Below are 25,474 nucleotides of genomic sequence, written 5' to 3' on the forward strand. Positions count from 1 at the left end.
CCTGGCGCGGCAGCCCTCCTGGGTGCGTTCGACGCTCGGCGGGGTCAGCCGATCGGCTGATGCGGGCGCTGCTGGGCTGGATAGCCTTGGTGGGGAGAGCGAGGCGGGCGAGGAGCGTGCGGCAGGGATGAACAGGCGGTCGCCCATCGGCATCGAAGCAGCCGGCACCGAAGCAGCCGACACCGAAGGTGTCGAGATCGAAGCTGCCGATCCTGATGCGCGCTGGCTCGCCGGCGTGATGCATGTGGCGTTCTTCGTGCTTCTGAGCTCGTCGATGACCCGCTTTCTGATCCGCCACCCCGGAGACCCCGCCACGTTCTGGGTCATCGGCCTCGCCATCGCGCTGGCCCTGCTGTACGTACTCGGTCCCGTCCTGGGCCCGAAGGAGGGCCCCGCGGCGGGCGGCTTCGCCAGGGCCCCCGGAGTCTGGCTGGTGGCCGTCATCGGGGCCTGGCTGGCGCTGGTGGTGCTGGCGCCGAGCTTCGGCTGGTGCGCCGTACCGCTCTTCTACACCGGGCTGCGGTCGCTCGGCACCCGGTCCGCGATCGTCCTCGTCACCCTGCTCACCACCTTCGTCGTGGCCGCGCAGGTCAAGCTGCGGCTGGGCTCCGGCTTCGACCCGAACCTGCTGTTCGCGCCCCCCGCTGTCGCCGCCGTCGCCACGGCCGTGTTCCTGCACGCCCAGCGCCAGGCGGCCCGGCTGCGGACCGTCATCGCCGACCTGGTGCGCACCCGCCGGGAGCTGGCCGCCACCGAACGCCGTGCGGGCACCCTGTCCGAGCGGCAGCGGCTGTCCATGGAGATCCACGACACGCTCGCCCAGGGCCTGTCCAGCCAGCAGATGCTGCTCCAGGCGGCGGACCGGCTCTGGGACACCGATCCGGCCGCTGCCCGGCGTCATATCCGCAGTGCCGCATCCGTCACCGAGCACAATCTCGCCGAGGCCCGCCACTTCGTCCACGACCTCGCGCCTGCCGACCTGGTCGGCGGTGCCGGTCTCGACGAGGCGCTGCGTGCCCTCGCCGAACGCGAGACATCCGCCGGTCTCCGGATCCGCTTCCACCAGGACGGATCCCCGCACACCGCTCTGCCCGACCGGGTCCAGTCCGCGCTGCTGCGGATCGCGCAGGGTGCGCTGGCGAACGTACGCGAGCACGCGGAGGCCACCACCGCGGCCCTCACCCTCACGCACCTCGATGACCAGGTCGTACTGGACATCGCCGACGACGGCCGGGGCTTCACCCCCGGCGACAAGCCCGGTGGCGGTGTGCGCGGCCACGGCCTGCCCGCCATGCGCGCCCGGGTGCAGCAGCTCGGCGGGGGCCTCACCATCGAATCGGCGCCCGGCGAGGGCACCGTCCTGTCCGCCGCGATCCCCCTGGAGCCCCTTCCGTGACCGCCCCCGTACGCGTCCTGATCTGCGACGACCACGCCGTGGTACGTGCCGGTCTGCTGGCTCTCCTGGGCAGCGAGCCCGATATCGAGGTCGTGGGCGAGGCGGGAAGCGGCGAGGAGGCCGTCGCGCTGGCCGCCAAACTGCACCCCGATGTCGTCCTGATGGACCTCCAGCTCGGCACGGGCATCGACGGGGTCGAGGCGACGCGTCGTCTCGTGGCCACCCCGGCCTCCGGGCATGTCCTGGTCCTCACCACGTACGACACGGACGCCGACGTCACCCGCGCCATCGAGGCGGGCGCCACCGGGTACCTCCTCAAGGCCGAGCGGCCCGAGGAGCTCTTCGCGGCGATCCACTCGGCGGCCCAGGGCCGTACGACGCTGTCGCCGCCGGTCGCCAGCAGGGTGATGGACCGGATGCGGGGCGCGGCGGGCCCGACCCTCACCGACCGGGAGCGTGACATCCTCGGGCAGCTCGCGCACGGCCTCGGCAACCGCGACATCGCCCGCGCGTTGTTCATCAGCGAGGCCACCGTGAAGACCCACCTCGGCCGGATCTACGCCAAGCTCGGCGTCGACACCCGTGCGGGTGCCGTCGCGGTCGCCAAGGAACAACGCCTGCTGCCCCGGTAGGCACGGCGGCCGCCGTGCGGGAGCCGCGTCCGGTCAACCAGCAGCAGTGGCAGGGGACTTCGCCGTACGGCTGCCCCGGCGGCTCATGCCGGACACACGCGAGGGACCGCGGGGCGCGGCACGCCGGCGGTCAGTCCTGGGACTGCTTCCGGCGCGCTGCGGCCGCGCTGCGGCCCGTCGCCAGGTGCTTCGTGACGAGCTCTTCGACCCGTGCCACGTCCCGGTCGGCGATCGCTGTGTAGAGGTCTTCGTGTTCCTTCGCCATTGCCATGAGGTCGTCGTGCTGCCCCAGGAACCACCGCATCCGGCTGCGAAGGGTGCCCTCCAGCTCGTTCAGCAGCTCGTTGTCGGCCAGGGAGGTCACCGTCTCGTGGAAGTCGGCCGCTGCCCGGCGGGCCCGCACGGCGTCCCCGCTGCCGGCCGCGGACAGCTCGGCGTCGAGGTCTGCGCGCAGCCGTGCGAGCCCCGCGCGGGTGCGCCGTTGGGCGGCGAGCCGGAAGGCCAGCATTTCGAGGGCGGACCGCACCTCGTCGAAGTCGGCGATGTCCGTCGGGGCGAACTCCCGCACGACCGCCCACGTCCGCGGACGGGGCGTCACCAACCCCTCGGACACCAGGGCCTTCAGGGCATCCCGGATCGGCAGCCGGCTCACTCCGAGCTCCGCGGCGAGTTCACGTTCGACCAGCCTGCTGCCCGGTTTGCGTGCACCGTCGATGATCTCGTCGCGCAACTGCCGCGTGACCCGCTCCGACTCGGGTTCAAACCCTCCAGACCCTGTCATGTCCTCATTCTCTCATCGGCTCGCGCCGCGTTCGGCCTGCCGTCCGCGGGTCCCGGCAGCCACCGCGCCGCCCGTCGACGCCCTCGCTCGCGCGCTGCCGTCCGGGCGCCGGCCCGCCCTCAGGCCGGTGCGTAGCCGCGTTCCCGGACCACGTGACGGGCGAGCCCGGTGAAGGCGCGGGCAGCGGCGCTCTGGTACGCGCTGTCCCGGCGCAGCAGCGCGGCGAGGCGGGTGGGCAGCGGAGGGTCGATGGGGACGGGGGTGAGGTGGGGGTGATCGTCGGTGATCGCATCGGGAAGCACGGTGGCCAGCGAGGGGGTGCGCCGCACGATCTCCGTGAGGGCCTGAATGGTGTTGGCTTCCACCGCGATCGGCGGGCTGATGCGATGCCGGGCGAAGTAGGTGTCGATATGGCCTCGGGTGGCGAAGTCCTCGCTGAGCAGCGCGAGTTGCTGCTCGGCGAGATGACGCACCGGCATCGGCCGGTGAGTGCGGGCGTCGGACCGGTGCGCGGTGGCGACGAGGCTGAGCGTCTCGGCGAACAGCGCGGTCGCGGCGATACCGGGCGGATGGGGCCCTTCGAAGGCGATGCCGAGGTCGAGTGCGTCGGCCAGGAGGCCCGCTTCGATGCGGTCCTGCGCCATTTCCCGCACCTCCAGGGTGATGCCGGGGTACGCCTTGCGCAGCTCCTGCACGAGCGGGCCGAGGAGGTAGGCGGTGAAGGTGGGCGTCATCGCCAGGCGCAGATGCCCTCGGGAGAGGTCGGCGACGTCCAGCACCGCGCGGTCGGCGGCGGCCAACTCCCGCAGGGCACGCCGGGCGTAGTGCACATACGCGGTGCCCGCGTCGGTGAGCCGGACGGTGCGGCCGCTGCGGTCGAGGAGCTGGACGCCGACGGCGCGCTCCAGTTGTTTGATCTGTTGCGAGAGCGTCGGCTGAGAGATGCTCAGCGCCTCCGCGGCGCGGGTGAAGTTGCCGTGTTCGGCCACCGCGATCAGGTAGCGGAGGTGACGTAGTTCCGGACCCATAGGCAGGACTATAGGCACCGGCAATCACGGTGTCCGCGCTGCCCTGCCGCGCTCTATGGCGCCTGGTCACCTGTGCCTTGCCGACGGGTCGTGAGCAGGTCGGGTGCCGACATCGAGGCGACTATAGATGACAGCAATGGATTGTATGGCTAATGCGTCTTGGACGCTATAGATGCAGCTCGGGCATGGTGGATCTCGTCGGCCCACAGGGGTCGGCAGCCACTGAAGGGAGTGACCATGCCCGACCTCATGGACGGTGTGGCGGATTTCCGGCGCGATGTCTTTCCCGGGAAGGCGGGGCTCTTCGCCCGGCTGGCCACGCATCACCGGCCGGCGACGCTGTTCATCGGCTGCTCCGACGCCCGGGTGGTCCCCGAGCTGATCACGCAGAGCGAGCCGGGGGAGCTGTTCGTCATCCGGACCGCCGGAAACCTGGTTCCCGCCCACGGCCCGGCCCCGGACGGGGTCGCGGCGAGCATCGAGTACGCGGTCGCCGTGCTGGGCGTGACCGGCATCGTGGTCTGCGGCCACTCCGGCTGCGGCGCCATGACGGCGCTGGCCGAGGGCCACGACCTCTCCGCGGCTCCCCAGGTCGCCGCCTGGTTGCGGGGCGCGGACGCCGCGCCGTCCCGCACCGCCCCCGCCGGATCGGGCCCGGCCGCGGTGGCCGCCCTGGTGCGGGCCAACGTGAGCGCGCAACTGCGGAATCTGGCCGGCCACCCCTCGGTGGCGCGTGCCCTGTCCGCGGGGCAGCTCACCCTGCACGGCTGGGTCTTCGATATCGCCACCGGAACGGTCGAACGGCTCGAAGCGAGCGACCCCGCCGGGGCCTGACCCCTCTGGTCCCCTTCTGGCCTCCCTCTCGCCTTTCTCTGCCCCTCCTGCGCACCCCCCCGGAACCAACCCGTCGTGCCTCCCGGCCGACGCACCGAAAGGACCTCACCATGCCGCACGCCCAGCTCGACCCCGGTGCCCGCCAGGCCCTGGCCGTCGTCGCCGTCGAATCCAAGACCCGCAAGGATCTGACCTGGCAGCAGATCGCCGACGCCGCCGGGCTGTCCGTCGCGTTCGTCACCGCCGCCGTCCTGGGGCAGCACCCCCTGCCGGAGCGGTCAGCCCTTGCCGTCGCCGAGCTGCTGGAGCTGGACGCGGACGCCGCGACGCTGCTCCAGACCATCCCGACCCGCGGCGCGATCTCCGGCGGCACCCCGACGGACCCGACGATCTACCGCTTCCACGAGATGCTCCAGGTCTACGGCACCACTCTCAAGGCCTTGATCCACGAGCAGTTCGGCGACGGCATCATCAGCGCGATCAACTTCACCCTCGACGTCAAGAAGGTCGCCGACCCCGAAGGCGGCGAACGCGCGGTCGTCACCCTCGACGGCAAATACCTGCCGGCCAAGGCCTTCTGAAGAGCCGCCACTTCCCCGGAGGAGAACACCCATGGACTTCGCACAGCGCACCATCGACCTCGCCCGCCGGAATGTCGAAGAGGGCGGCCGCCCCTTCGCCACCGTCATCGTCAAGGACGGCACGATCCTTGCGGAGAGCCCCAACAGGGTCGCCCAGACCTCGGACCCCACCGCGCACGCGGAAATCCTCGCCATCCGCGAGGCATGCCGCACGCTCGGCACCGAGCACCTGGTCGGCGCCACCATCTATGTCCTCGCCCACCCGTGCCCCATGTGCCTGGGCGCGCTGTACTACTGCTCGCCCGACGAGGTCATCTTCCTCACCAGCCGCGACGCCTATGAGCCGCACTACGTCGACGACCGCAAGTACTTCGAACTCGCCACCTTCTACGACGAGTTCACCAAGGACTACACCCAGCGGCGGCTGCCCATGAGCTACGCGCCGCAGGACGCCGCCGTCGACGTCTACCGGCTGTGGCAGGAACGCAACGGGGGAAACCGGCACGTCGCCGACGTCCCCACCGGCTGACCCGTCCGATCGCGTGCGGGGCGGAGATACGGCGTGCCGTATCTCCGCCCCGCCGCTTCTCCGCCCGCCGGGCAGTAGGTGGCGGCGGTGGACGGGGCCACGCGGCGGTGGACGGGGGCCGCGCGTGCTCGTTACGTCAGTTCGCCGTCACGGGCCACCACCCGGCCGCCGTGCACCACCATGTCCCGCGCGGGCATGTCCACCACGATCTGCGGCAGGCACTCGCCGCGGACAAGGAGGAAGTCGGCGGGGGAGCCGGGGGTCAGGTCGGCACGAGGCAGGCGCATGACGTCGGCGCCGCCGTGCGCGCCCGCCTCATAACAGGCCGTCAATTCCGCGTCGAGACGGACGTCCTCGACCCAGCCGAGCAGATGCGCGCGGTGCAGCATGTCGGCGTTGCCGAAGGGGCTCCACGCATCGCGCACCCCGTCCGAGCCCAGCCCGACCCGCACGCCGTGCTCCTTCAGCCGGGCGATCGGCAGGACCAGTGACGCGTTCGGCGCCACCGTCGTCAGCGCGATGTCGAGGTCGGCGAGGTCCGCGGCGACCCCGGCCAGCTCGGCGTCGGACAGGCCCGGCAGGCAGAACACATGGCTGACCGTGACCTTGCCCCGCAGGGACAGGGCCCGGGTGCGGTTGATGATGGCGCGGAGCGCCGTCAGCCCCTTTTCGTCCCTGTCGTGCAGGTGGATGTCCACGCCGACGCCGTACCGGTCCGCGAGGCCGAAAACCAGGTCGAGTTGCTCGTCCATCGCATGGTCGAAGCCGATCGGGTCGATCCCGCCGATGAAGTCCACGGCTCCGCTGCGCGCCGCCTCCTTGAGGAGCGCCGCCGTGCCCGGCGCGCGGACGACGCCGTGCTGCGGAAAGGCCACGATCTGGACGTCGAGCGCCTGCCGGAGCCGCTCGCGCGCCTGCGCGACCCCTTCCACACAGGCCAGGCCGTAGGCGGGGGCGATGTCGGCGTGCGCGCGCATCGCCCGGGTCCCGCGCGTCACGGCGTGCGCCATCAGGCCGTACGCCCGCTTGGCCACGGGCCGGCGCTGACCGTGGAACAGCTCCACGTCCTGGGCGGCGAAATCGGCGATGCCACTCGCCGGTTTGCGCGACACCCACGCGCCACCCCACGTCGTCTTGTCCGGGTGGATGTGCGCGTCCACCAGGGCGGGCAGGGCGATCCGGCCGCCGCCGTCGACCACATCGGCGCCCTTCGGGGCCCGTTCGTCCGTGATGCGGCCGTCGAGGACGGTGAGGTCCACGGGGTGCTTCGCGCCGAAGGGCCGCACATTGCGGAAGACCACCGGGCGGGCCGGCCTCGCCCGGGACGCGGCGCCTGCCGGCGCGGCGGCCGCGGACAGCGCGGCACCGGTGGCCGCGAGTGCGGCGGCACCTGCGAGGACACCGCGCCGGGACGGCGCGGAGGAGGAGGGCGTCATGGGACTCCTTCGGTCGGTGAAGGGATGACAGGCGGGGACGTCGGCAGGCGGGGACGTCGGCGGCAGCCGGGACCGCCGCCGACGTGCGCGGCGGACCGCGCACAGGGCGGAGCGGAACCGTTCAGAGGGGCAGGCCGGCGCGCACCACACAATGGGGCTTCTTCAGCACGGACACATCGGAGAGCGGGTCGCCGTCCACCACGATCAGGTCTCCCGCGAAACCGCGCGCGGGACGCCCCACCGTCCGCTCCAGACCGAGGAGTCGGGCGGCCTGGGTGGTGGCCGTGCGGATCGCGTCGAGAGCGGACAGGCCCGCAGCGCGCATCAGCTCCACTTCCCGCCCGATGGGGGCGATCTCGCCACCGGAGGAGTCGGTGCCCGCCGCCAGCGGCACCCCCAGCTCGTGCGCCGTGCGGACCGCCTCCTTCAGGACCGGCAGATAGGCGCGGCCGCGCTCGGCGAGCACCGGGTCGGACTCGTCGATGAGGCTCGCGATCGCGGTCAGCGTCGGCGTGAAGTACGTACCCCTGCGCCGCATGTCGTGCAGGGTGCGCTCGCCGACGAACACGCCGTGCTCCAGGGACCGGATGCCCGCCCGCACCGCGTCGTCACAGCCGCGCTCGCTGTAGCTGTGGCACAGCACGCCCTTGCCGCCGCGCCGCGCCGCCGCCACGACCTCGGACAGCTGCTCGTACGAGTAGACCTGGGTCAGCGGGTCCTGCTCCGGCAGCCCGGCCCGCTCGTTCACCCGCGTCTTGATCACGTCGGCACCGCGGACGAGGTTCACCTGGACGACCCGGCGCAGCGCCTCGGCCGAGCGGACCCCGTCCTTCAGGCGCGCGAGCGGTGTGAGGTCCGGGTCGGCGAGGACCGTGTCGCCCAGGTCGGGTGTGACGAAGACCCCCGCGGCCCGCAGCCGTGGCGCCTGCTCGGGAGCTTGCCGGGCCAACTCCCGTACGGCGATGTCCTGGTAGAAGTTCGTGGAGCCGCTGCGCGCGCTGGTGGCGCCCTGACGGACCGCGTCGCGCGCCTCGGTGGCGGTGTTGAGGTGGATGTGCGCGTCGACCAGGCCCGGCAGCACCCAGCTGCCGTGCGCGTCGAGGCGCGCGAGGCCCTCCGGAACGTCGGTCCGGGACCTCGCTCCCGCGGCGCGCACCACCCCGCCGCGGATCACGACGACGGCGTCCTCGGTGACATGACCGGTCGCCGGGTCGAGCAGGGTGCCGCCCTCGACGACCAGGTCGCCGGTGCGGTGCGCGGTCGGCGCCGGGGCGGCGGCGGCGCGCGGAGCCGCCGAGAGGGCGGCGGCGGTTCCGGCCAGGGCGGCGGCCCCGGCGAGCACACCGCGACGGGTGACCCGGCTGGGCGGGGGAGGGACGGACTCGACACACATGGCGGGGCTCCTCGGTCTTCTGCGGACAACCGACGCCAATTGGTATCCCAAATCCATAGGGCGAGCAAGGGCTCTGGAGGCGCTAATTCCGGTGGTCAGGCGCACACCGCAGTAGAGAGTCCACCCTTCTCCACGCATTTTGGTATGCCAATGGAGAGGTCGGAGGAGGCGTGGGAGGTGAGCGGCGCGGGGGCATGCGGGAGGACGTCCGGCCGCCGTCACGGAGCGCCGTGCACCCCGCGGGGCAGTGCCGGGTCATCCGATCGGACGACCCCGGTATCCACCGTCCCGCGCGCGGTGTGGAGCCGGTATGACGACGGGGACCGGAGGGGCGCGGCCCCAGGATGGATCCCGGAGCGGGACGGCAGCTCCCGGCCTCGCCGAGAGCGGACGCCGACGATCCGGCCCTTCCCGACCAGCGGAATCCCGCACACCTCGTGAGAATCCTGGAGTTGTCTCCCATGAAGCATGTCAAGAAGGTCTCGAAGCGCGCCCGCGTCGTCACCGGCGGCGTGGTCGCCGCCCTCGCCATCGGTGGCTTCGGCGCCTGGTCCGCGAGTGCGTCCTCCCCGGCGCCCGCCGCGCCGGCCGCCGCCAAGGCCGCTGCGCAGAGCGACCACCTCACCCGGTCCACCCACCTGACCGCCGCGGCCGCCACCGATGCCGCCGAGGCCGTCCTGGATGCCGCGCAGAAGGAGAACCAGCGCGTCTCCGTCGCCGTCGTGGACCGTAACGGCAACACCATCGTCGAGCTGCGCGGCGACGGCGCCGGTCCGCAGTCCTACGAGTCGGCCGTGAAGAAGGCCTACACCGCCGTCTCCTGGAACGCCCCGACCTCCGAACTGGTCAAGCGGCTGGAGAGCACCCCGACGCTGAAGGACATCCCCGGCACGCTGTTCCTCGCCGGTGGCGCCCCGGTCACCGCCAAGAGCGCGCCGATCGCCGGCATCGGTGTCGCCGGCGCCCCGTCCGGCGACCTGGACGAGAAGTTCGCGCGGGCCGGCGTCGCCGAGCTCACCAAGTAACCCTCGGCGTGACGAGCCCTCCGGGCCGTACGGCGGCTCGGACCCCGGCGGCGCACCGAACCCCCCGTACAGTGCGCCGCCGGTCCCCCCTTTCCGCCGCCCGCATCCGCGCGGCGCTGCGGGTGGGGACCGGCATCGCGGTCCGTACGGCGTCGGCGACGACGCTGTCCGTGCTGCGCGCCCACACCCCCTGGAGTGCGAGGAGCACCACGATGAACGATCTCGCCCGTGCCCTGGTGGCCGCGGCGGCGCAGGGTGACGCGGACGCCGTGCGCGCCGCCCTCGCCGCCGGTGCCACGGTGGACATCCGCGACGATCACCGCCGTACGCCCCTGCTCCTGGCCGCACTCGGCGACCATGTGGCAGCGGCCGAGGCGCTGGTCGCCGCCGGTGCCGACCCCAATGCCCAGGACGACCGCCACGACAGCCCCTGGCTGGTCACCGGCGTCACCGGCAGCGTCGCCATGATGCGCGTCCTGCTCCCGGCGGGCCCCGATCCGACGGTGACGAACCGCTTCGGCGGCACCTCCCTCATCCCGGCGAGCGAGCGGGGGCACGTGGCCTACGTCCGGGCCGTGCTCCGCGAGACCGGCATCGACGTCGATCATGTGAACCGGCTCGGCTGGACCGCCCTGTTGGAGGCGGTCATCCTCGGGGACGGTGGCCGCGACCACCAGGAGATCGTCGAGCTGCTGATCACCGCGGGGGCCACCCCGGACCTGCCCGACAACGACGGTGTCACGGCCCTGGCGCATGCCGAGCGGCGCGGCGCCACCGAGATCGCCGGTCTGCTGAGGGCCCTGCGGTGAGGCGGGGCGTGCCGGTCGTGCCGGCCGTGGCCGTGGCGCTGGCCCTGGCCGCCGGTTGCGCGGCTCCGGACACGACCAACTCACCGTCCTCGAAGGAGAGTTCAGCGACGTCCCAGGCGAGGAAGGTCCCCGCGCCGTCCGGTCGGACCCCGGACGGCACCCTCCTCGTCGCGGACTTCGGTGCCGACACCGTCACCTTCGTCGACCCCGACCGGGGCGCCTTCGACTCCGTACGGGTCGGCACCGCCCCGTACGGGCTCGTCGTCGGCGACGGCCGGGCCTGGGTCGCCACCGCCGAGGGCGTCGCCGTCGTCGACACCGGCAGCCGGAAGCGGATCACCCGTATCCCGTACGGGACGGACGGCATCGGGGAGCCCACGCACGGCGAGTATCGCGGCGGCGGCATGGGCATCGCTCTCGCGCCCGACGGCCGCCACGTGTACGTCGGAGTGAACAGGCCCGGCCGCCAGGGCACCGTCGAGGTCATCGACACCCGCGCCCTGAAGGTCACCGGCGCGGCGGACGTCGGCCGCCGCCCCTTCGACGTCGACGTCTCGCGGGACGGGCGCGCGGTCTACGTGACGGGGCACGACTCCTTCGACGTCACGGTCGTGAGCGCGGGCTCCCTGCGGACCCGGCGCGTCGAGGTGGCCCCCTACGGCACGGAAGGCGGCCTGGGCTCCTGGCTCAAGCCCCACTACACCGCCGTACGCCCGTCGGACGGGAAGCTTCTGCTGCCCTTCGAGGGGGAGCGTCTGGTCGTCCTCGACCCGGAGACCGGCCGGTCCCGCGTCGAGCGGATGACCGCCCGCACCCACCAGCACGGCGCCGCGGTCACCGCCGACGGCACGCTGCTCGCCGTCGGCACCGGACCGGTCGACCCGGCGCGTGACGAGGGTCCGTCGCTGACCGTACGCACCGCGCAGGGGCGGGAGAGGGTGATCCCCCTGGACGGTCCCCACGAGGGCGTCACCGTCTCGCGCGATGCCCGGACTGCCTACGTCACGGGGGGTTTCACCCGCGACGGCTACTGGAACGGCATCTCCGTCGTCGACCTGGACTCCGGGAAGGTCCGGCGTCTCGCGGCGGGCGAGCGGCCGCTGGGCATCGCCGTGCTGTGACGCGCGACCGCCCACCGCCGCTCGGCCGGGAGCCCGCCCCGTGTGGTCCCTTCGGCGCCTCGGCCAAGCGGGACGGCGATGCCGCAGCTGACGCCGGTCTCCGGTGTCCCGTCAGTGCTCGACGGCCTGGACGGGATCGGGGTCCCGGACCGCCGCGGCGCCGAAGTGGTTGAAGAACAGGTTCAGCGCGACGGCAACCACACAGCCGGTGGTGATCCCGGAGCCCAGCACGATCTGGGCCCAGGAGGGGAACCCGTCGTAGAAGCCCTTGGAGAGGGCGGGCGCCAGGCCGGCGCCGAGGGTGACCACGACGATCAGGGCGTTGTTGTCCCGGTGGAGATCGGCCTCCAGCAGCGTCTGTACGCCGCTGACCGCGATGGACCCGAACAAGAAGAGACTCACGGCCGCCAGGACCGGCATGGGGACGACGGCGATCAGCGCGGCCGCGGCCGGGCTGAGGCCGAGCAGGATCAGGATGCCGCCGCTGAGCGCCACCACGAACCGGCTGCGCACCCCGGACATCACCACCAGGCCGATGTTCTGCGCGAAGGCGCTGGCGTGGAAGGCGTTGAAGAGCGGACTCAGGGCCGATCCGAGGCTGTCGGCGCGCAGTCCCCGCGCGATCGTCTTCTCGTCGACTTCCTTGTCCACGATGCGGCCCAGCGCGATCATGTCGGCGGTCGACTCGGTGAGGATCACCAGCATCACCACGCACATCGAGACGATGGCGGGCAGGGAGAACTGCGGGGCTCCGAAGTGCAGCGGGTCCGGGATGCCCACCAGAGGCGCGTCGTGGAGCTTCGAGAAGTCGACCGAGCCGAAGGGGATCGCCAGCGCGGTGCCCAGGATCAGCGCGAACAGCATGCTGATCTGCTTGAGGAAGCCGCGGGTGAAGCGCTGGAGCAGCATCATGATCACAACGGTGCCTGCACACAGGCCGATGGAGCTCGGCTGCGGGTGCCCGGACGGCGATCCGTCCACCACCCACTCGTACGCCACGGGGATCAGTGAGACGCCGATCAGGGTGATGACCGATCCGGTGACCACCGGTGGGAAGAACCGTACGAGCCGCGCGAAGTACGAGCTGACCAGGAACCCGAAGATGCCGGAGACGATGATGGCGCCGAAGACCACGGGCAGGCCGGCCTGCACGCCGCCGTCCGTGGCGATGACGGTCAGCATCACGCCGACCCCGGAGAACGACACCCCGTTGACGAACGGCAGCCGGGAGCCGATGAAGGAGCCGATACCCAGGGTCTGCAGTACGGTCGCCACACCGGCCATGAGGAGGCTGCCGCCCATCAGGACGGCCGTGTCGGACACGGACATCTTGGTGGCGACGGTGACGACGAGCGGTACGGAGATCGCTCCGGCGTACATGGACGCGACGTGCTGAAGGCTCGCGCCGAGCATCCGGCCCGGTGGCAGGACTTCGTCCACCGGATGGACGGCGGGAGCGGTGCCGGCCGGACCGGACGCCGCCGATGACGTGCGGGGAGCGCTCATGTGGTGCTTCTTCCGTACTCGTCATGTTCCGAAGCGGCCCGAGCCGTGGGGGGGACGGAGGGGTCGGGCCCTTCGAATGGAAAGCAAGTTCCGCAGTGCGGATAGTCGAGAACGCTACGTCAGCGCACCCGGGCGACGGAACCCCCTGTTGCCGCTCATTTCCTCGCCCCTTCGGCCGCCCGGACAGCACGGGCATTCGCCTGTGCGGCTTCGCGATACGCCGTCGTCAGCGGGCGAAGGGGGTGCCCGTCGGCCCGGCCTGCCCGGCCGCCCGCGAGGGTCAGCTCCAGGGTCAGCTCGTCGGTACCGGCTGGAACGTCCCGCCGTACATGGGCAGTTCGATGCGGTCGCCGTAGCGGGCGAGCTGGGCCCAGGGGCGGTTGATGCCGGCGGATCCGTAGGTGCGCACGCGGGTGACCGTGTCGAGGTCGAGGACGTCGACCAGGACTTCCTCTCCGGTGGCCGCCTGCTGCCGGATGATCCCCTCGGGGTCGACGATCACGCTGGCGCCGACGCCGGCCGGATCGGCCGCGTTCACGTTGACGACATGGAGCTGATTGGTCCAGGCGTTGGCCCGCGCGCAGACCAGTTCCATCTCCCGGTCGCGTGTGGTGGTGAGAGTGGGCTGGATGATGACCTCGGCACCGAGCCAGGCCAGCTGCCGTGCCGTCTCCGGGAACGAGCCGTCATAGCAGATCGCCAGGCCCGCGCGGCCGATGCCGGGGAGGTCGAAAACGACGAACTCGCTTCCCGGGGTGGTCTGTTCATAGGGCTGCCAGGGAAAGATCTTGCGGTAGCGGGCCACGATCTCACCGGTCGGAGAGACCGCGAGGGCGGTGTTGTACGTGTGCCCGTCGTCGGCCCGCTCGTAGAGGCTGCCCGGGATCAGCCACAGACCGGTCTCCCTGGCAAGGGCGCAGATCCGGTCGGTGAGGGGCCCCGGGACGGAGACCGCCGCCTCCCGCATCCAGTCGGGGCGCGCCCGGAGCAGTGGCGCCTCGGCGGCGAGCATCAGCTCGGGGACGACGACGAGTTGGACGTGCGGGAAGGTGGCGCGTACCGCCCGCACCTGGTCGGCGAAGCGCTCCCACGTGGCGGGCAGGTCGTGCGGGACGGGCGCGGTCTGGAGGGCGGCGAGGGCGAGGGTGCGCATGAGTCATTTCTCCGTGACGGACAGGGCGGCGACGGACGTACGGCCGTCGTGGAAGAAGCGGGGCAGGCGGGAGCGGACCACAAGCATCACGGCGGCGCCGAGCACGATCGAGCCGACGCCGAGCAGGAAGACCCCGCCGATCCCCCCGACGGAGGTGTGGCCGTAACCCGGATCGAGCATGTCGTAGGTGCTGCGCCCGAAGGCCGCCAGCATCATCAGCCCGCCCGCGACCGGCATGACGCCCTTGACCAGCAGGTCGCGCGGCGAGCGGCGCAGGTGGCCGCGGAAGTACCAGGCGCAGGCGAAGCCGGTGATGCCGTAGTAGAAGGCGATCAGCAGGCCGACCGAGAGGACCGCGTCGCCGAGGAATTCGGCGGATACCAGGGTCAGCAGGGACAACGTGACGGCAGCCGCGACGCCGAAGAACACCGTGCCGAAGGCGGGTGTCCCGAACCGGGGGTGCATGCGTCCGAACGCGGCCGGCAGGGCGCCGTGCGCGCTCATCGAGAGGGTGGTGCGCGGCGTCGAGGCGGTGCAGGTCAGCAGCGCGCCGACGGCCGAGACGCCGATGGCGAGCTGTACGAGCTTGGCGGGGGCGGCGCCGAGGACCGCCGGCGCGAGGCCGGTGAGGACGTCGGCCGCGGTCTCCTCGCCGGCAAGCCCGAGGCCCGAACTGCCGCTGCCCGCAAAGGAGATCGCGGCGAAAGCGGTGAACAGATAAGTGACGACAAGGATCAGCGTGGAGGTCACGGCGGCCCTGCCGGGCGTGCGTCCGCTGTCGACCGTCTCCTCGTTGAAGGTGATCAGCGCGTCCCAGCCCCAGTAGATGAACAGGCACAGCAGCACCGCCTCGGCGAAGGAGCCGAAGCTGTCGAAGCCGAACGGGTCGATCCAGCTCAGGGACGGGGTGGCCGCGCCGTGCCGGGCGAAGGCCGCGATGCCGAAGGCGGCAAGCGCCACGAGCTGGAGACCGAGCATCGCGTACTGCGCCTGCGCGGCCGGCTGAACGCCGCGGTAGGCGACGGTGACGGTCAGCGCGAGCAGCAGCACGGCGAGGGCGGTGACGGCCGGGCCGCTGCCCTGTGCCGTGTCGAGCCCCAGCACGCCCAGGAGTGCCGAGGCGCCGACCTGGGCGAGCGCGGTCATGGCGATGACGGTGGCGACCAGGACCGTCCAGCCGCCCGCGAGCCAGCCGGCGGCCGGCCCGAAGACGCGGGTGTTCCAGACGAAGGTGGTGCCGCAGTCGGGCATCTCCCGGTTCAGCTCCCGGAAGGCGAAGGCCGTGAGCAGGATCGGCACGAAGCCGAGCAGCAGGGCGGCCGGGGCGAGGTCGCCGACCTCCAGGGTCACCAGCCCCAGGGTGACGGCGATGCTGTAGGCGGGCGCGACGGAGGCGAGCCCGAGCGCGACCGTGCCGAGCAGGCCCACGGAGTCGCCGTGCAGGCCCTTGGTGGTGGGTGGTGGTGCCGATTTCGCTGGTGGGGGACCGTGCTCGGTCCCGCTGGCATTGGTGGTCATGACGGCCTCCCGAGAGGAGGTGCGTGCTGCACCCCGATTCGCTAAACAGCGATTTAATGAAACGGCGCTGGCGCGGTCAAGGCCTGGGTAAGTATCTTTTTGTTTCGCTTCAGTCAATGACAGGGCAAGGGGGGCGCAGTGGCACGGCGCAAGGACCAGGAGGCCCGTCGGTCCCAGCTGAGCGAGGCCGCCGGGCGGGCGCTGCTCAGCCGCGGCCTCGAAGGGCTGCGGCTGCGGGACGTCGCCGACGAGGCGGGGGTCACCCCCGCGGCCGTCCTCTACTACTACGAAGACCTCGACGCGCTCATGTGCGAGACCTTCCAGCAGGCCATCGAGAGGTTCTGCCGCGACCGCGAGGCGGCGGCGGAACGGCACACCGACGCCCGGGAGCGGCTGCGCAGCTGCATCGCCTCCGGCGTGGCGGACGGCCCGCAGGACAGGCTGCCCCGACTGCTCTTCGAGTACTGGCCCCGCACCCTGCGCGACCCGAAGGCCGCCTCCCTCGACAGCGTCTTGACGGAACGTCAGATCGCTGTCTATCAGGGGGTCCTGGTCCTCGGGGAGGCCCAGGGGCACTTCACCCTGACGGACTCCGCGCGCATGATCGCCTCCAACTTCGTGGCGATGGAGGACGGTTACCAGATGGACGTGCTCGCCGGCCGCCGTTCACGTCTCGAAGTGGTCGCGGCCCTGCACTCCTACGCCCGCGCCGCGACGGGGCACCTTCCCGAGGGGTAGGGCGTGTCCGCACGGTCCCTTCGGCCGAGCTTCCCCCTCACACCGGCCGTGCCGTGGGCGGTGTCGGAGGGGTGAGTCCCGCGAGCGAGGCCAGGCGGCGCGCCTGGGCGCGGGTGGTGCGGGCGATGGTGTCCTCGTCGACGGTGACGAGGTGGCCGTCCTCCACGACCGGGGAGCCGTTGACCAGCAGCAGGGTCAACGGGGCCGGGGCGCCGAACACCAGGGCGGCGACCGGGTCGGCGATGGAGGAGTGGAGCAGACCGTCGACCTTCCACAGCGCGAGGTCGGCCAGCTTGCCGCTTTCGAGGGAGCCGGTCTCCTCCTGGCGGCCCAGCACCTGTGCGCCGCCCATGGTGCCCATCCGCAGTGTCTGCCGGGCGGTGAGCGACTTCTCCCGGTGGCTGCCGAGCCGGTTGATCAGCAGGGCGTTGCGCAGCTCGGCGCCGAGCTGACCGTATTCGTTGGAGGCGGCGCCGTCCACGCCCAGACCCACCGGTACGCCCGCGGCGAGCATGTCCGGGACGCGGGCGAGTCCGGCGGCCACCCGGGCGTTGGAGGAGGGGCAGTGCGCGACGCCGGTGCCGGTGCGGGCGAAGGCCGCGATGTCGGAGTCGGTCATGTGGACGCAGTGCGCCATCCAGACGTCCGGGCCGAGCCACCCGGTGGACTCCAGCAACTCGGTGGGCGTCATGCCGTACCGCTCCCGGCAGTGCTCCTCCTCCTCGACGGTTTCGCTGCCGTGGGTGTGCAGCCGAACGCCCTTGGCGCGGGCCAGTGTTGCCGCCGAGCGCAGCAGCTCGGAGGAGACGGAGAAGGGGGAGCAGGGGGCGACGCCGACGCGGAGCATGGACTCGGGGGACGGGTCGTGCCAGCGGTCGATGGCCGCCTCGGTGGCGAGCAGTGCCCCTTCGGTGCTCTCCACGGCGAAGTCCGGCGGCAGCCCGCCGTCCGACGCGCCGCGGTCCATGGAGCCGCGGGTGGGGGAGAACCGCAGGCCCATCTCCGCGGCGGCGCGGATCCCGGCACCCAGCAGGTCGCCGGCGCCGCGGGGGAAGACGTAGTGGTGGTCCGTGGTGGTGGTGACGCCGGACAGTGCCAGGGCCGCCAACGAGCCCTGAGCCGCGGCGTGCACCATCGGTTCGTCGATCCGGGTCCAGAGCGGGTAGAGGGTGGTCAGCCAGTCGAAGAGGCCGCAGTCCTGGGCGAGACCGCGGGTGATCCACTGGTAGAAGTGGTGGTGGGTGTTGACCAGCCCCGGGGTCAGCAGATGGCCGCTGCCGTCGATCCGCCGGACGACATCCGTCAGGTCCTCGGGAGCCGGCCCCGGGCCGGCCGACTCGATGCGGTGACCGGCGACCACGACGTGGCCCGAGGCGTACTCGGTGCCGTCCGTGTCCATGGTGGCGACGGCGCAGTTCTCGATGACAAGGCGGTTGGCCGGCACGGTCGTTCCTCGTTTCGGTTCCTTCGCGGGCGGGGGAATCAGCGGGCGGCCCGGTCGCCGGGGAGCGGCGTGGCCGGTGTCGTCCCCGGGCCGTCCCCGGGGTTCTCGCGGGTACGGCGGCGGCGCGGCGGGGTGTGGTGGAACAGCAGGTTCAGGGTGAAGGCACACACCGCGGTGCAGGTGATGGCGCTGCCGACGACGATGCGGGCCCCCGCGGGCAGCCGGTCGTAGATGTGCGGGGCGGTCACCGGCACCATCCCGGCGACCAGGGACACGGCGACGATCAGAAGGTTGGACGTGCCGTCGAACGCGACATGGCGCAGGATGCGGATGCCGACACCGGCCACCATGGCGAACATCACCAGGGCCGCCGCGCCCACCACCGGGTCCGGCAGCGAGGCGACGAGGGAGCCCAGCCGCGGGACGCTGCCCGGCACGATCAGCAGGGCACCGGCGACCGCGGTGACCCAGCGGCTGCGGACCCGGGTCATCTCCACCAGCCCGAGGTTCTCCGCGAAGACGGTGTCCGGAAAGGAGTTCATGGCCCCGGCGAGCACTCCGGACAGCCCGTCGGCGGCCAGCCCGCGGCCGAGGTCGCCGGTGGTCAGGGGGCGGTCGGTCATCTCCGCCACCGCGAGCATGGAGGCCGTCGACTCGGTGAAGATCACCAGCATCACCACGCACATCGAGACCACCGCGGCCACCGGGAACTGCGGTGCCCCGAAGTGGAACGGCTCCGGCAGCCCCAGCCAGGAGGCCCCGGAGGCCTGCGAGAAGTCGGCCTGGCCGAGGGGGATGGCGGCCAGGGTGCCCGCCACCATGCCCACCAGCACGGCGACCTGGCCGAGGAAGCCGCGCGAGAGCCGCATCAGCACGACGATCACGGCGAGCACCCCGCCCGCCGGCAACAGCCGTTCGGGCGCCGCGTAGCCGGGGTCCGACGGGTCGTCGCCGGCCACCATCTGGGTGCCCACGCCCAGCAGCGACAGGCCGATGACGGTGATCACGGTACCGCCGACCAGCGGTGGGAAGTAGCGCGCGAGGCGGGCGAACGGCGCCGCGACCAGCAGGCCGAAGACCCCGCCGGCCAGCATCGCTCCGTAGACCGCGGCCATGCCGTACTGCTGGGCGATCAGAATCATCGGTGAGGCGGCGCTGAAGCCCGCACCCGCCACGATCGGCAGCCGCACGCCGAGGACCCGGCCCACCCCCACGCTCTGCAGCAGCGTCACCACCCCCGCCACCAACAGGTCGGCGTCGATGAGCAGGGTGACCGTGGCGTGCGGCAGACCTGTCGCGGCGCCGAACAGCAGCGGGACCGCGAGGGAACCGGTGTACATCACCAGGACGTGCTGGGTGCCCAGCAGGAGGAGCGGGCCCCAGGCCGGGCGCTGATCGACGGGGTGGCGCACGGGCGGGCGGGCGTTTTCCACGGGACGGGACCTCTCCGTGCGCAGGCCGGCGGGCGGCCGCCGCCCGGCCCGCTCGCGGGGTGGGGCGCACGGCCGAACGGGGGCAGGTGGGGGGAAACGTGCGGACGGCGCGCGGGAGGTGGGGCCGGCGCCTGTGGGGCCGCGACCGGCTCAGCGCTCGTCGTCGTCGGCGGCGGCGTCGGCGGCGTCGGTGGCGGTGGCGGTGGCGGTGGTGTCGGTGGCGGCGAGGAGCCGCGCGCTCTCCCGCGCGGCGTCGTCGTGCGGCCGCAGCGCGCGGGAGCCCGCCAGCTTGGCCGTGATGTGCTCGCCGATGGTGACCGGCGGGTAGAGCGGGTCGGTGCCCGCGGGCACACAGCCGGGCAGCGGGCTGATGACCGCGTCGTGATTGCCGTCATGGAAATAGGCTGCGGACCTACGGCGCACCAGCCGGCCCTCGGCGTCGGTCGGCGGCAGCACGCGGTGCAGCGTGGAGCGCCAGTGGTCGTTGGTCCAACGGGCCAGGGCATCACCGAGGTTGACCAGCAGGGCGTCCTCGGCGGGCAGTACGTCGTGCCACAGTCCGTCGTCGCCGAGGATCTGGAGTCCGGGCACCCGGTCCGCCCAGAGCACGGTGACGATGCCGTAGTCGGTGTGCGCGCCCATGCCCATCCGGCCCCGCTCGACATGCGTCTCCCCGGCGGGCAGCGCGTAGTTGTTCATCCGCAGCACGTCGACGGAGTGGTCGGTGTACGGGCGGAAGAAGCCCTCGTCGAGCCCGAGCGCGTGCGCGAAGATGCCGGTCAGCAGGCGCGCCAGCGCACCCGCGTGCCCGAACCACGTCTCGACGGCCTCCCGGAAGCCGGGGACGCGGTGCGGGTCGGGCCAGCGGTTCGCGGGGAAGTGCGCCCTCGCCGCCGCTCCTTCACCGTGCGCGGTGCCGTCGACGCCGACGTTGAACGCCTCGAACAGGTCCTCCGGCGAGGTCACGCCCAGGCTGAGGCTGAGTTTCTCCGCTTTGGGCGGGGTGTAGCCGCGGTTGATCTCGGGCGGGGCGCACAGCGTCTTCTTCTCCTCCAGGGGGAGGGCGAAGAAGGCGTCCATCGCGTCGGCCAGGCCGGGTCCGGCGGTGGCGGGAATGCCGTGTCCGGTGATCTGCAGGAAGCCGACCGAGCGCGCCGCCGCGTCGACGGCCGAGGCGAGTGCGGCGCGTTCCGTCGCGCTGCCCGTCGACCAGCGCGACACGTCGATGACGGGAACGTCGAAGTCGTCATGGGATACGGGCAGTTCGGCCATCGCGGAACCTGCTTCCGTGCGGGGCGGGGGAGGGGACGTCTGGGCTGACGGGGCCTCACACGGTGGCGGTGGGCCGTGGGCATGTAAATGCTCAGCTGCGGATTCTGGCCGACCACCCAAACCCGCCCCGGCCGGTCCCCCTCCTCCTTGGCTGAACCTCCAAAGGGGGCTTTGTCGGCCTCGGCTTGTCTCGTCGCCGGTTCCCCGGAGGGTATCCGCCGACGGGCAGCGGCACCCGCGCCCGACCGGTCGGTGGAGCGGGCGTGTCACCACACCGGTGCGTCGGTCAGGGACATGAACAGGTGGACGTCCGCATGCCCTCCCGGGAACCCCGGGGTCCGGCCGGTCTCGGCGTAGCCGTGCCGTTGGTGGAACCCGGGAGCCTGGAGCGTGAAGGAGGAGACGGCCACGCGAGCGCACCCCCGGCGCCGCTCTTCCGCCTCAGCCGCCCACAGGATCCTGCCGCCCCACCTGTCCGCGCGGCCGCCCTCACGCACCCACAGAGGCTCGATGCCGCACAGTCCGCCCCAGGTCCACGCCGTCAGCCCGCCGACCAGTTCACCGGCGTCGTCGGTGCAGGGTGACCGTGAACGTGCCACGGTCCGACGCGCCGGTGGCAGCCGCGTTGACGGCGGCCAGTTCCTCGGTCAGCCGCTCCGTGAGCGAGGGGTCGCGATCGCCGGTCGCCAGGGTCGCCAGGGTCGCCAGGGTCGGCCGGGGGGCCGTCTTGTGTCGTCACGGCCCGGAGTATGGCACCTCGTCACGTCCCGGCAGGTGGTCTTTTCCCGTCGCCCCGGCCCTTTCGCGAGCGCCCCGCGCCCCTCACGAGTCGCTGAGCAACCGGCCCCGGTGGGAGCAGCGGCGGGCGGCGGAGCGCAAGGCCTGGATCTGGATGCCGAACTGGTCGACGTCGGTGAGGGGGGAGGGGAAGGGGAGTCGTACGTCGTGGTGGCCGCGGGCGTATTCGAGGCGGAGGGTGACGCCGTAGCGGTCGAGGGCGAGGGGGAGTGCACGGTGGACGCCCTGGACGAGACGCGGCTCGACCAGCCGCATCAGGAGGGTCACGAGGTCGGCGTGATCGTCGATGAGGTGGGTGAGCAGGGTGGCCTCGTAGGTGGCCAGGGGGTCGGCGGTTGCCGTCATCAGCTCGTGGAGGTCCACCGAGGCTTTCAGCGTCGGTGTGTGGAGCACGGCGCGGGCGAACTCCATGCAGGGACCGGTGGCCGACGCCGGCCTCCCGGGCCGGTGCCGGGCGCCGTCCAGGGGGCCTTGGCCGTGGCCCGGTGCCGGTGGCGGGGTGAGCCATCCCATGACCGTCACCCGGGCCCGTACGCGGTCGCGGACCGGGGCGGGGGAGACGTCGGTGAATTCGAGGGTGGCGGCGGTGCGCCCCCGTGCGGAGTGCCTCGGGTGGGTGCCGTGGTCCTCGGCCAAGGGGTGGAGATGGATGTGTTGGGTGAGGTCGGGGCCGTTCAGCCGGGACACCTCGGTGCTGTGCTCCTCCGTCACCAGAGTCATCGACTCGGCCGCGGCCAGGACGGTTCGGATTCGCTCGGCGCTCGTCGGTTGCGCGGGCGCGCGGGTGAGGATGCGCATCCAGATCTCCACTACTTGATGAGGTTAGGCTTACCTAACCTAGCGGGAGATGGGGCGCCCCGCCACCCGCGTTCGCCCATGAGGTGGCGGACGGATGGCCGGGTGGCCGGAAAGGGGCGGGGGCGGTACGGGAGCGCGAGGTCTCCCGTACCGCCCCCGTGAAGCGGCCCGTCGGCCGGCAGCCGCCCTCGTCGAGGCGGTCAGCTCGGGCGAGGGGTTTCGCTGCGATAGCCCCTGGCTCTGCCGGATCTGAACGCCCAGCGCATCTTCGGCTCCATGGCGAAGCGGAAGACCCGTTGCACGGGTGGCGTGCACAGCAGCGTCACGACCGCACCGCCGATGAACGTCACCGCGACGGCGCCGAGCGGGGTGTGGACCCAGTCGGCGTCGTACCAGTCCCACCACCGCGAGCCCTTGGCCAGGAAGCCGTGCAGCAGATAGCCGTACAGCGTGCCGGCGCCCAGGGCGGTGAACCACATGTGCCTGCCCGGGACCAGGGCGAGGAAGCAGGCCGTGAGAATCAACGAGCTGCCGAACAGCGCCAGTTGCATCACCACGCCGCTCCACCACGGAACGCCCAGGGTCTGTGCGCTGTCGGTGTGGTAGAACCACGCGTCATTCATGCGTGGCACCGTCCAGTACGCGAAGGTCAGCGCCAGGACGAGGGCCGGCGCGGCGACGAGGCGCACGGCACGGCGGCGTACCAGGCGGAAATGCTCTTCCTTGAGGAACATTCCGAGGACGAAGAACGGAAGGAATTGCAGCACGCGCTGCAGGTTCAGGTTGTTCCCTATGGCCGACGACGTCGAGGCCAGCGCGGCTATCGCCAGGGCCAGCGGCACCGGCCAGCGCACGATCCGCCACAACGGTGCGGTGAGCCGCCAAATGAAGAGGGCGGCCAGGAACCAGGTGAGAAACCACGGGTCCACAAGTCTGATCGCGAGTCCGGGGTCCTGCCCCGCCGCGAGTCGGAACACCGCGTAAGCGGTCTGGAAGAGGATGTACGGCACGGCGATGCCGGTGACCAGCCGCTGCAGGCGGTCCTTGCGCAAATCGAAATTCCGCGAGAAGTAGCCGGAAATCACGATGAACGCGGGCATATGGAAGGCGTAGACGAAGTTGTAAAGTGCGGCGGCGCTCCGGCTGGTGGCGTACAGCGGCTCCCAGGCGTGGCCCATTGCCACCAGCACGATGGCCAGATATTTGGCGTTGTCGAAGAACGCGTCACGCCCCCCGCCGTGGGGGGCCGGTATCGCTTCCCGGAGGGCTGCGCCTGCCGGCGGAGGGGAATGCGCCGACCTGGCGGGCGGCATGGAGCGCCGTGCGCTCGGGTCGTACACCTTCAGCGTGCCTGTCGGCCGCCGGGCGGCCTCTTCTTCGGCCATGCAGCCGCTCCTCCCGTCGAGATCGCGTCAACTGTGGTGCGGACGTCATCGGATGCACCGTGGATGACGGAGGCGCGCGGGGAGCGCGCCCCCCTCCATCATGGGAGAAGTCGGCGGAAGAGGCTTGCTGTTGGGGGTCCGAAGCGTCAACTGGAGCGGTGGCGTCAGTTCCCGAAGCCGTTGTCGGCGAGAATTTTCTCGATTCGGGCGTGATGAGCCGCTTCCCACACATCGAGGGATTCGTCGGCTTCCTTGGCCAACTTCGCCTGGGCGTCGCGGAATACCTGCTCCTGGCGGTCGCCGGGCGTCACCACGATTCCCTCTTCGTCGGCCACGACGATATCGCCGGGATTGACCCGCACGCCGCCGCACCGTACCTGCTCGTTCAGCGGCGCGACGGCCGCCTTGGTCCCCGGGATGGGGATGACCCCCCTGGCGAAGACGGGAAAGCCCATGTCGCGCGCCTCGGCGAGATCGCGGATCACCCCGTCGACCACGAATGCCGCGATTCCCCGGCGCCGGGCCACGGCGCACACATTTCCGCCGGCCATCGCGTGGTCCACGTCCCCCGCTTCGACGACGATGACCGAGCCGGGCTGCGCGCGGTAGATGGCGGCGTGCAGCATGAGATTGTCGCCGGGAGGGCAGCGCACGGTGAACGCCGGGCCGGCGACTCGCGATATCGAGGGCCACAGCGGGCGAATCCCGATATCCATGACCTGCTCGCGCCCCAGCAGATCGGCGAGAGTGGTCGGGGGAATGTCGTTGAATCCGGTGACGTCGTTCATCTCTGTCGTCCTCTTCTTTCCCTCGGGCGCCTCGCGCGGGAGAACGGGATGCCGTTTCGCCGGTCGGCGCTCACTGCCGTGAGATTACCGAGGGCCCCGCCCGGGTGTCAGGGAAGCGCCGAAGGGGTCCGGAACCTGCCGTGGCCGGGGCGGTGCGATCGGGTCGGCGGGGCTCGGGGCGGTGCCGGGGAGTCACGCACTCCGGGGGCCTGGGAGAATGGTGGCGATGATTGAGGAAGACCAGCGCGGCGAGCGTCAGGATGACTCCGGCGCCCCCGAGGACGAGCAAGAAGACATACACCAGCGGGCCCGGCTGACCCTGGCCGGTCAGGCCCGCGACACCGAGGAGCTGAAGATGCTCCTGGAGATGTTGGGACTCCACCCGGCGCAGGACACGGATACCTGAGTCCGGCGCCCCTCCGCCCCGGGTGCGGGGAGGAGGAAGGGCCCTGAGTCGGTTCGCCTGACGAACCCGTGACTCCGGGCCCTTCCCCATGCCGCCGCGCGCCGTCGCACGGGCGGCGGTCGCTTTGGTGCCGTGACACTCGGAAGCCGGATGCCGACGCACGGTGACCACGGGTCTGTGCGTGGAGGGAAGGCCGGCGGCGGCGGGGGCAGGGCGGGCCGCGAGCGTCGGCGTGATCCGGGCGGCTGTGGTGCCTCGTCGTCCTGCTCGCGGCGGCCCGCTTCCGGTCGACCATTTGGTGCCGACCGGCTCGTGAACGTGATGCCTCTCGCCCCTTTCTGAAGTGTGGGTGCGTGGCCGCAGGCTCCCCGGGGGCGTCGCGGCAACGGTATTGCCGGAATGCGGCCGGCAACGGGGACGCCCTTCCGCATGCGCGGGCGCCGGTCGTACGGCGCGGATCCTGCGTTCCGGGACCGGGACTCGTTCCCCTGCTGTCGGCCGGTGAATTCGGGTGCGCCGGGAAGTCGGTCGGAATTCCTGCGGCGCCGATACTCCTACGGCGCCGGTATTCCTACGGCGCCGGTATTCCTACGGCGCCGATACTCCTACGGCGCCGGTATTCCTACGGCATCCGTGTTCGTCTCCTTGTCCGCATCTGTGTCGTGTCCGG

24 protein-coding genes are annotated in these 25,474 nt (G+C 72.0%); 10 read left to right on the plus strand and 14 right to left on the minus strand.

The features are described 5' to 3' along the window. The first annotated feature begins 127 nt into the window (after positions 1 to 127). Both ACIRQ7_RS24510 and ACIRQ7_RS24515 read left to right on the plus strand, forming a co-directional pair. On the plus strand, positions 128 to 1,396 hold the full coding sequence (locus tag ACIRQ7_RS24510; protein WP_404264895.1) for a sensor histidine kinase: 1,269 nt from the start codon (positions 128 to 130) through the stop codon (positions 1,394 to 1,396). Then, positions 1,393 to 2,028, plus strand: a complete 636-nt coding sequence (locus ACIRQ7_RS24515) for a response regulator (protein WP_404264896.1) — start codon at positions 1,393 to 1,395, stop codon at positions 2,026 to 2,028. The genes ACIRQ7_RS24510 and ACIRQ7_RS24515 overlap by 4 nt, the downstream gene beginning before the upstream one ends. A gap of 130 nt (positions 2,029 to 2,158) precedes the next feature. On the opposite strand, the gene ACIRQ7_RS24520 is transcribed toward ACIRQ7_RS24515, so the two are convergent. Together ACIRQ7_RS24520 and cynR are read right to left on the minus strand one after the other, a co-directional pair. Beyond that, a complete protein-coding gene (locus tag ACIRQ7_RS24520) occupies positions 2,159 to 2,809 on the minus strand; it encodes a GntR family transcriptional regulator (protein ID WP_404264897.1) in 651 nt (216 codons plus the stop codon). A 119-nt stretch (positions 2,810 to 2,928) separates the two neighbouring features. Next, the gene (cynR, locus tag ACIRQ7_RS24525; RefSeq protein WP_404264898.1) at positions 2,929 to 3,837 is read right to left on the minus strand and encodes a transcriptional regulator CynR; all 909 of its coding nucleotides are present in this window, start codon (positions 3,835 to 3,837) and stop codon (positions 2,929 to 2,931) included. Between the two features lie 237 nt (positions 3,838 to 4,074). On the opposite strand from cynR, the gene ACIRQ7_RS24530 reads away from it, so the two are divergent. The 3 genes from ACIRQ7_RS24530 to ACIRQ7_RS24540 all read left to right on the plus strand — a co-directional run bounded on the left by ACIRQ7_RS24530 (position 4,075) and on the right by ACIRQ7_RS24540 (position 5,781). Beyond that, the gene (locus ACIRQ7_RS24530; RefSeq protein WP_404264899.1) at positions 4,075 to 4,671 is read left to right on the plus strand and encodes a carbonic anhydrase; all 597 of its coding nucleotides are present in this window, start codon (positions 4,075 to 4,077) and stop codon (positions 4,669 to 4,671) included. Positions 4,672 to 4,781: 110 nt separating this feature from the next. Beyond that, positions 4,782 to 5,252 (plus strand): cyanase, encoded by a 471-nt coding sequence (gene cynS / locus ACIRQ7_RS24535; protein WP_403674687.1) that lies wholly within the window; start codon positions 4,782 to 4,784, stop codon positions 5,250 to 5,252. Positions 5,253 to 5,283: 31 nt separating this feature from the next. Next, positions 5,284 to 5,781 (plus strand): nucleoside deaminase, encoded by a 498-nt coding sequence (locus ACIRQ7_RS24540; protein WP_404264900.1) that lies wholly within the window; start codon positions 5,284 to 5,286, stop codon positions 5,779 to 5,781. A 131-nt stretch (positions 5,782 to 5,912) separates the two neighbouring features. On the opposite strand, the gene ACIRQ7_RS24545 is transcribed toward ACIRQ7_RS24540, so the two are convergent. Together ACIRQ7_RS24545 and ACIRQ7_RS24550 are read right to left on the minus strand one after the other, a co-directional pair. After that, complete coding sequence (locus tag ACIRQ7_RS24545) at positions 5,913 to 7,217, minus strand: amidohydrolase (RefSeq protein WP_404264901.1); 1,305 nt, start codon at positions 7,215 to 7,217, stop codon at positions 5,913 to 5,915. Between the two features lie 121 nt (positions 7,218 to 7,338). Further along, a complete protein-coding gene (locus ACIRQ7_RS24550; RefSeq protein WP_404264902.1) occupies positions 7,339 to 8,610 on the minus strand; it encodes an amidohydrolase family protein in 1,272 nt (423 codons plus the stop codon). A 461-nt stretch (positions 8,611 to 9,071) separates the two neighbouring features. On the opposite strand from ACIRQ7_RS24550, the gene ACIRQ7_RS24555 reads away from it, so the two are divergent. The 3 genes from ACIRQ7_RS24555 to ACIRQ7_RS24565 all read left to right on the plus strand — a co-directional run bounded on the left by ACIRQ7_RS24555 (position 9,072) and on the right by ACIRQ7_RS24565 (position 11,565). Next, positions 9,072 to 9,635 (plus strand): heme-binding protein, encoded by a 564-nt coding sequence (locus tag ACIRQ7_RS24555; protein WP_404264903.1) that lies wholly within the window; start codon positions 9,072 to 9,074, stop codon positions 9,633 to 9,635. Between the two features lie 212 nt (positions 9,636 to 9,847). Continuing rightward, positions 9,848 to 10,444 (plus strand): ankyrin repeat domain-containing protein, encoded by a 597-nt coding sequence (locus ACIRQ7_RS24560; RefSeq protein WP_404264962.1) that lies wholly within the window; start codon positions 9,848 to 9,850, stop codon positions 10,442 to 10,444. 8 nt (positions 10,445 to 10,452) lie between these two features. Then, on the plus strand, positions 10,453 to 11,565 hold the full coding sequence (locus ACIRQ7_RS24565; protein WP_404264904.1) for a hypothetical protein: 1,113 nt from the start codon (positions 10,453 to 10,455) through the stop codon (positions 11,563 to 11,565). 111 nt (positions 11,566 to 11,676) lie between these two features. On the opposite strand, the gene ACIRQ7_RS24570 is transcribed toward ACIRQ7_RS24565, so the two are convergent. From ACIRQ7_RS24570 to ACIRQ7_RS24580, 3 genes are all read right to left on the minus strand, one after another. Continuing rightward, positions 11,677 to 13,071 carry a nucleobase:cation symporter-2 family protein gene (locus tag ACIRQ7_RS24570; protein WP_404264905.1) on the minus strand — a complete coding sequence of 465 codons (1,395 nt, stop codon included), beginning with the start codon at positions 13,069 to 13,071 and terminating at the stop codon, positions 11,677 to 11,679. Between the two features lie 292 nt (positions 13,072 to 13,363). Then, positions 13,364 to 14,224: a carbon-nitrogen hydrolase family protein gene (locus ACIRQ7_RS24575; protein WP_404264906.1), complete on the minus strand. Its 861-nt coding sequence runs from the start codon at positions 14,222 to 14,224 to the stop codon at positions 13,364 to 13,366. A 3-nt stretch (positions 14,225 to 14,227) separates the two neighbouring features. Beyond that, on the minus strand, positions 14,228 to 15,742 hold the full coding sequence (locus tag ACIRQ7_RS24580; RefSeq protein WP_404264907.1) for an APC family permease: 1,515 nt from the start codon (positions 15,740 to 15,742) through the stop codon (positions 14,228 to 14,230). A 138-nt stretch (positions 15,743 to 15,880) separates the two neighbouring features. On the opposite strand from ACIRQ7_RS24580, the gene ACIRQ7_RS24585 reads away from it, so the two are divergent. Next, on the plus strand, positions 15,881 to 16,480 hold the full coding sequence (locus ACIRQ7_RS24585) for a TetR/AcrR family transcriptional regulator (protein ID WP_404264908.1): 600 nt from the start codon (positions 15,881 to 15,883) through the stop codon (positions 16,478 to 16,480). A 37-nt stretch (positions 16,481 to 16,517) separates the two neighbouring features. On the opposite strand, the gene ACIRQ7_RS24590 is transcribed toward ACIRQ7_RS24585, so the two are convergent. From ACIRQ7_RS24590 to ACIRQ7_RS24620, 7 genes are all read right to left on the minus strand, one after another. Continuing rightward, the gene (locus ACIRQ7_RS24590; RefSeq protein ID WP_404264909.1) at positions 16,518 to 17,924 is read right to left on the minus strand and encodes an 8-oxoguanine deaminase; all 1,407 of its coding nucleotides are present in this window, start codon (positions 17,922 to 17,924) and stop codon (positions 16,518 to 16,520) included. Between the two features lie 38 nt (positions 17,925 to 17,962). Further along, positions 17,963 to 19,357, minus strand: coding sequence for a nucleobase:cation symporter-2 family protein (locus tag ACIRQ7_RS24595; protein WP_404264910.1), 1,395 nt, complete (start codon positions 19,355 to 19,357; stop codon positions 17,963 to 17,965). Between the two features lie 150 nt (positions 19,358 to 19,507). Next, positions 19,508 to 20,629, minus strand: coding sequence for an isopenicillin N synthase family dioxygenase (locus ACIRQ7_RS24600; protein WP_404264911.1), 1,122 nt, complete (start codon positions 20,627 to 20,629; stop codon positions 19,508 to 19,510). Between the two features lie 266 nt (positions 20,630 to 20,895). Then, positions 20,896 to 21,228 carry a GNAT family N-acetyltransferase gene (locus ACIRQ7_RS24605; protein ID WP_404264912.1) on the minus strand — a complete coding sequence of 111 codons (333 nt, stop codon included), beginning with the start codon at positions 21,226 to 21,228 and terminating at the stop codon, positions 20,896 to 20,898. A gap of 223 nt (positions 21,229 to 21,451) precedes the next feature. Continuing rightward, positions 21,452 to 22,225: a DUF2470 domain-containing protein gene (locus ACIRQ7_RS24610; protein ID WP_404264913.1), complete on the minus strand. Its 774-nt coding sequence runs from the start codon at positions 22,223 to 22,225 to the stop codon at positions 21,452 to 21,454. A gap of 200 nt (positions 22,226 to 22,425) precedes the next feature. Next, complete coding sequence (locus ACIRQ7_RS24615; RefSeq protein WP_404264914.1) at positions 22,426 to 23,610, minus strand: acyltransferase family protein; 1,185 nt, start codon at positions 23,608 to 23,610, stop codon at positions 22,426 to 22,428. Positions 23,611 to 23,774: 164 nt separating this feature from the next. Then, positions 23,775 to 24,398, minus strand: a complete 624-nt coding sequence (locus ACIRQ7_RS24620; protein ID WP_404264915.1) for an RraA family protein — start codon at positions 24,396 to 24,398, stop codon at positions 23,775 to 23,777. Positions 24,399 to 24,624: 226 nt separating this feature from the next. Here ACIRQ7_RS24620 and ACIRQ7_RS24625 point away from each other — a divergent pair, with 226 nt between their 5' ends. Continuing rightward, positions 24,625 to 24,804, plus strand: a complete 180-nt coding sequence (locus tag ACIRQ7_RS24625) for a hypothetical protein (protein WP_401475262.1) — start codon at positions 24,625 to 24,627, stop codon at positions 24,802 to 24,804. Positions 24,805 to 25,474 lie beyond the last annotated feature (670 nt).

Source organism: Streptomyces sp. NPDC101393 (assembly GCF_044767385.1).
Taxonomy (GTDB): domain Bacteria; phylum Actinomycetota; class Actinomycetes; order Streptomycetales; family Streptomycetaceae; genus Streptomyces.

Coding starts and splice junctions, on each gene's coding strand:
- ACIRQ7_RS24510 (WP_404264895.1), top strand. CDS start 128: ATGAACAGGCGGTCGCCCATCGGCATCGAAGCAGCCGGCACCGAAGCA.
- ACIRQ7_RS24520 (WP_404264897.1), bottom strand. CDS start 2,809: ATGACAGGGTCTGGAGGGTTTGAACCCGAGTCGGAGCGGGTCACGCGG.
- cynR (WP_404264898.1), bottom strand. CDS start 3,837: ATGGGTCCGGAACTACGTCACCTCCGCTACCTGATCGCGGTGGCCGAA.
- ACIRQ7_RS24530 (WP_404264899.1), top strand. CDS start 4,075: ATGCCCGACCTCATGGACGGTGTGGCGGATTTCCGGCGCGATGTCTTT.
- cynS (WP_403674687.1), top strand. CDS start 4,782: ATGCCGCACGCCCAGCTCGACCCCGGTGCCCGCCAGGCCCTGGCCGTC.
- ACIRQ7_RS24540 (WP_404264900.1), top strand. CDS start 5,284: ATGGACTTCGCACAGCGCACCATCGACCTCGCCCGCCGGAATGTCGAA.
- ACIRQ7_RS24545 (WP_404264901.1), bottom strand. CDS start 7,217: ATGACGCCCTCCTCCTCCGCGCCGTCCCGGCGCGGTGTCCTCGCAGGT.
- ACIRQ7_RS24550 (WP_404264902.1), bottom strand. CDS start 8,610: ATGTGTGTCGAGTCCGTCCCTCCCCCGCCCAGCCGGGTCACCCGTCGC.
- ACIRQ7_RS24555 (WP_404264903.1), top strand. CDS start 9,072: ATGAAGCATGTCAAGAAGGTCTCGAAGCGCGCCCGCGTCGTCACCGGC.
- ACIRQ7_RS24560 (WP_404264962.1), top strand. CDS start 9,848: ATGAACGATCTCGCCCGTGCCCTGGTGGCCGCGGCGGCGCAGGGTGAC.
- ACIRQ7_RS24570 (WP_404264905.1), bottom strand. CDS start 13,071: ATGAGCGCTCCCCGCACGTCATCGGCGGCGTCCGGTCCGGCCGGCACC.
- ACIRQ7_RS24575 (WP_404264906.1), bottom strand. CDS start 14,224: ATGCGCACCCTCGCCCTCGCCGCCCTCCAGACCGCGCCCGTCCCGCAC.
- ACIRQ7_RS24580 (WP_404264907.1), bottom strand. CDS start 15,742: ATGACCACCAATGCCAGCGGGACCGAGCACGGTCCCCCACCAGCGAAA.
- ACIRQ7_RS24600 (WP_404264911.1), bottom strand. CDS start 20,629: ATGGCCGAACTGCCCGTATCCCATGACGACTTCGACGTTCCCGTCATC.
- ACIRQ7_RS24610 (WP_404264913.1), bottom strand. CDS start 22,225: ATGCGCATCCTCACCCGCGCGCCCGCGCAACCGACGAGCGCCGAGCGA.
- ACIRQ7_RS24615 (WP_404264914.1), bottom strand. CDS start 23,610: ATGGCCGAAGAAGAGGCCGCCCGGCGGCCGACAGGCACGCTGAAGGTG.
- ACIRQ7_RS24620 (WP_404264915.1), bottom strand. CDS start 24,398: ATGAACGACGTCACCGGATTCAACGACATTCCCCCGACCACTCTCGCC.
- ACIRQ7_RS24625 (WP_401475262.1), top strand. CDS start 24,625: ATGATTGAGGAAGACCAGCGCGGCGAGCGTCAGGATGACTCCGGCGCC.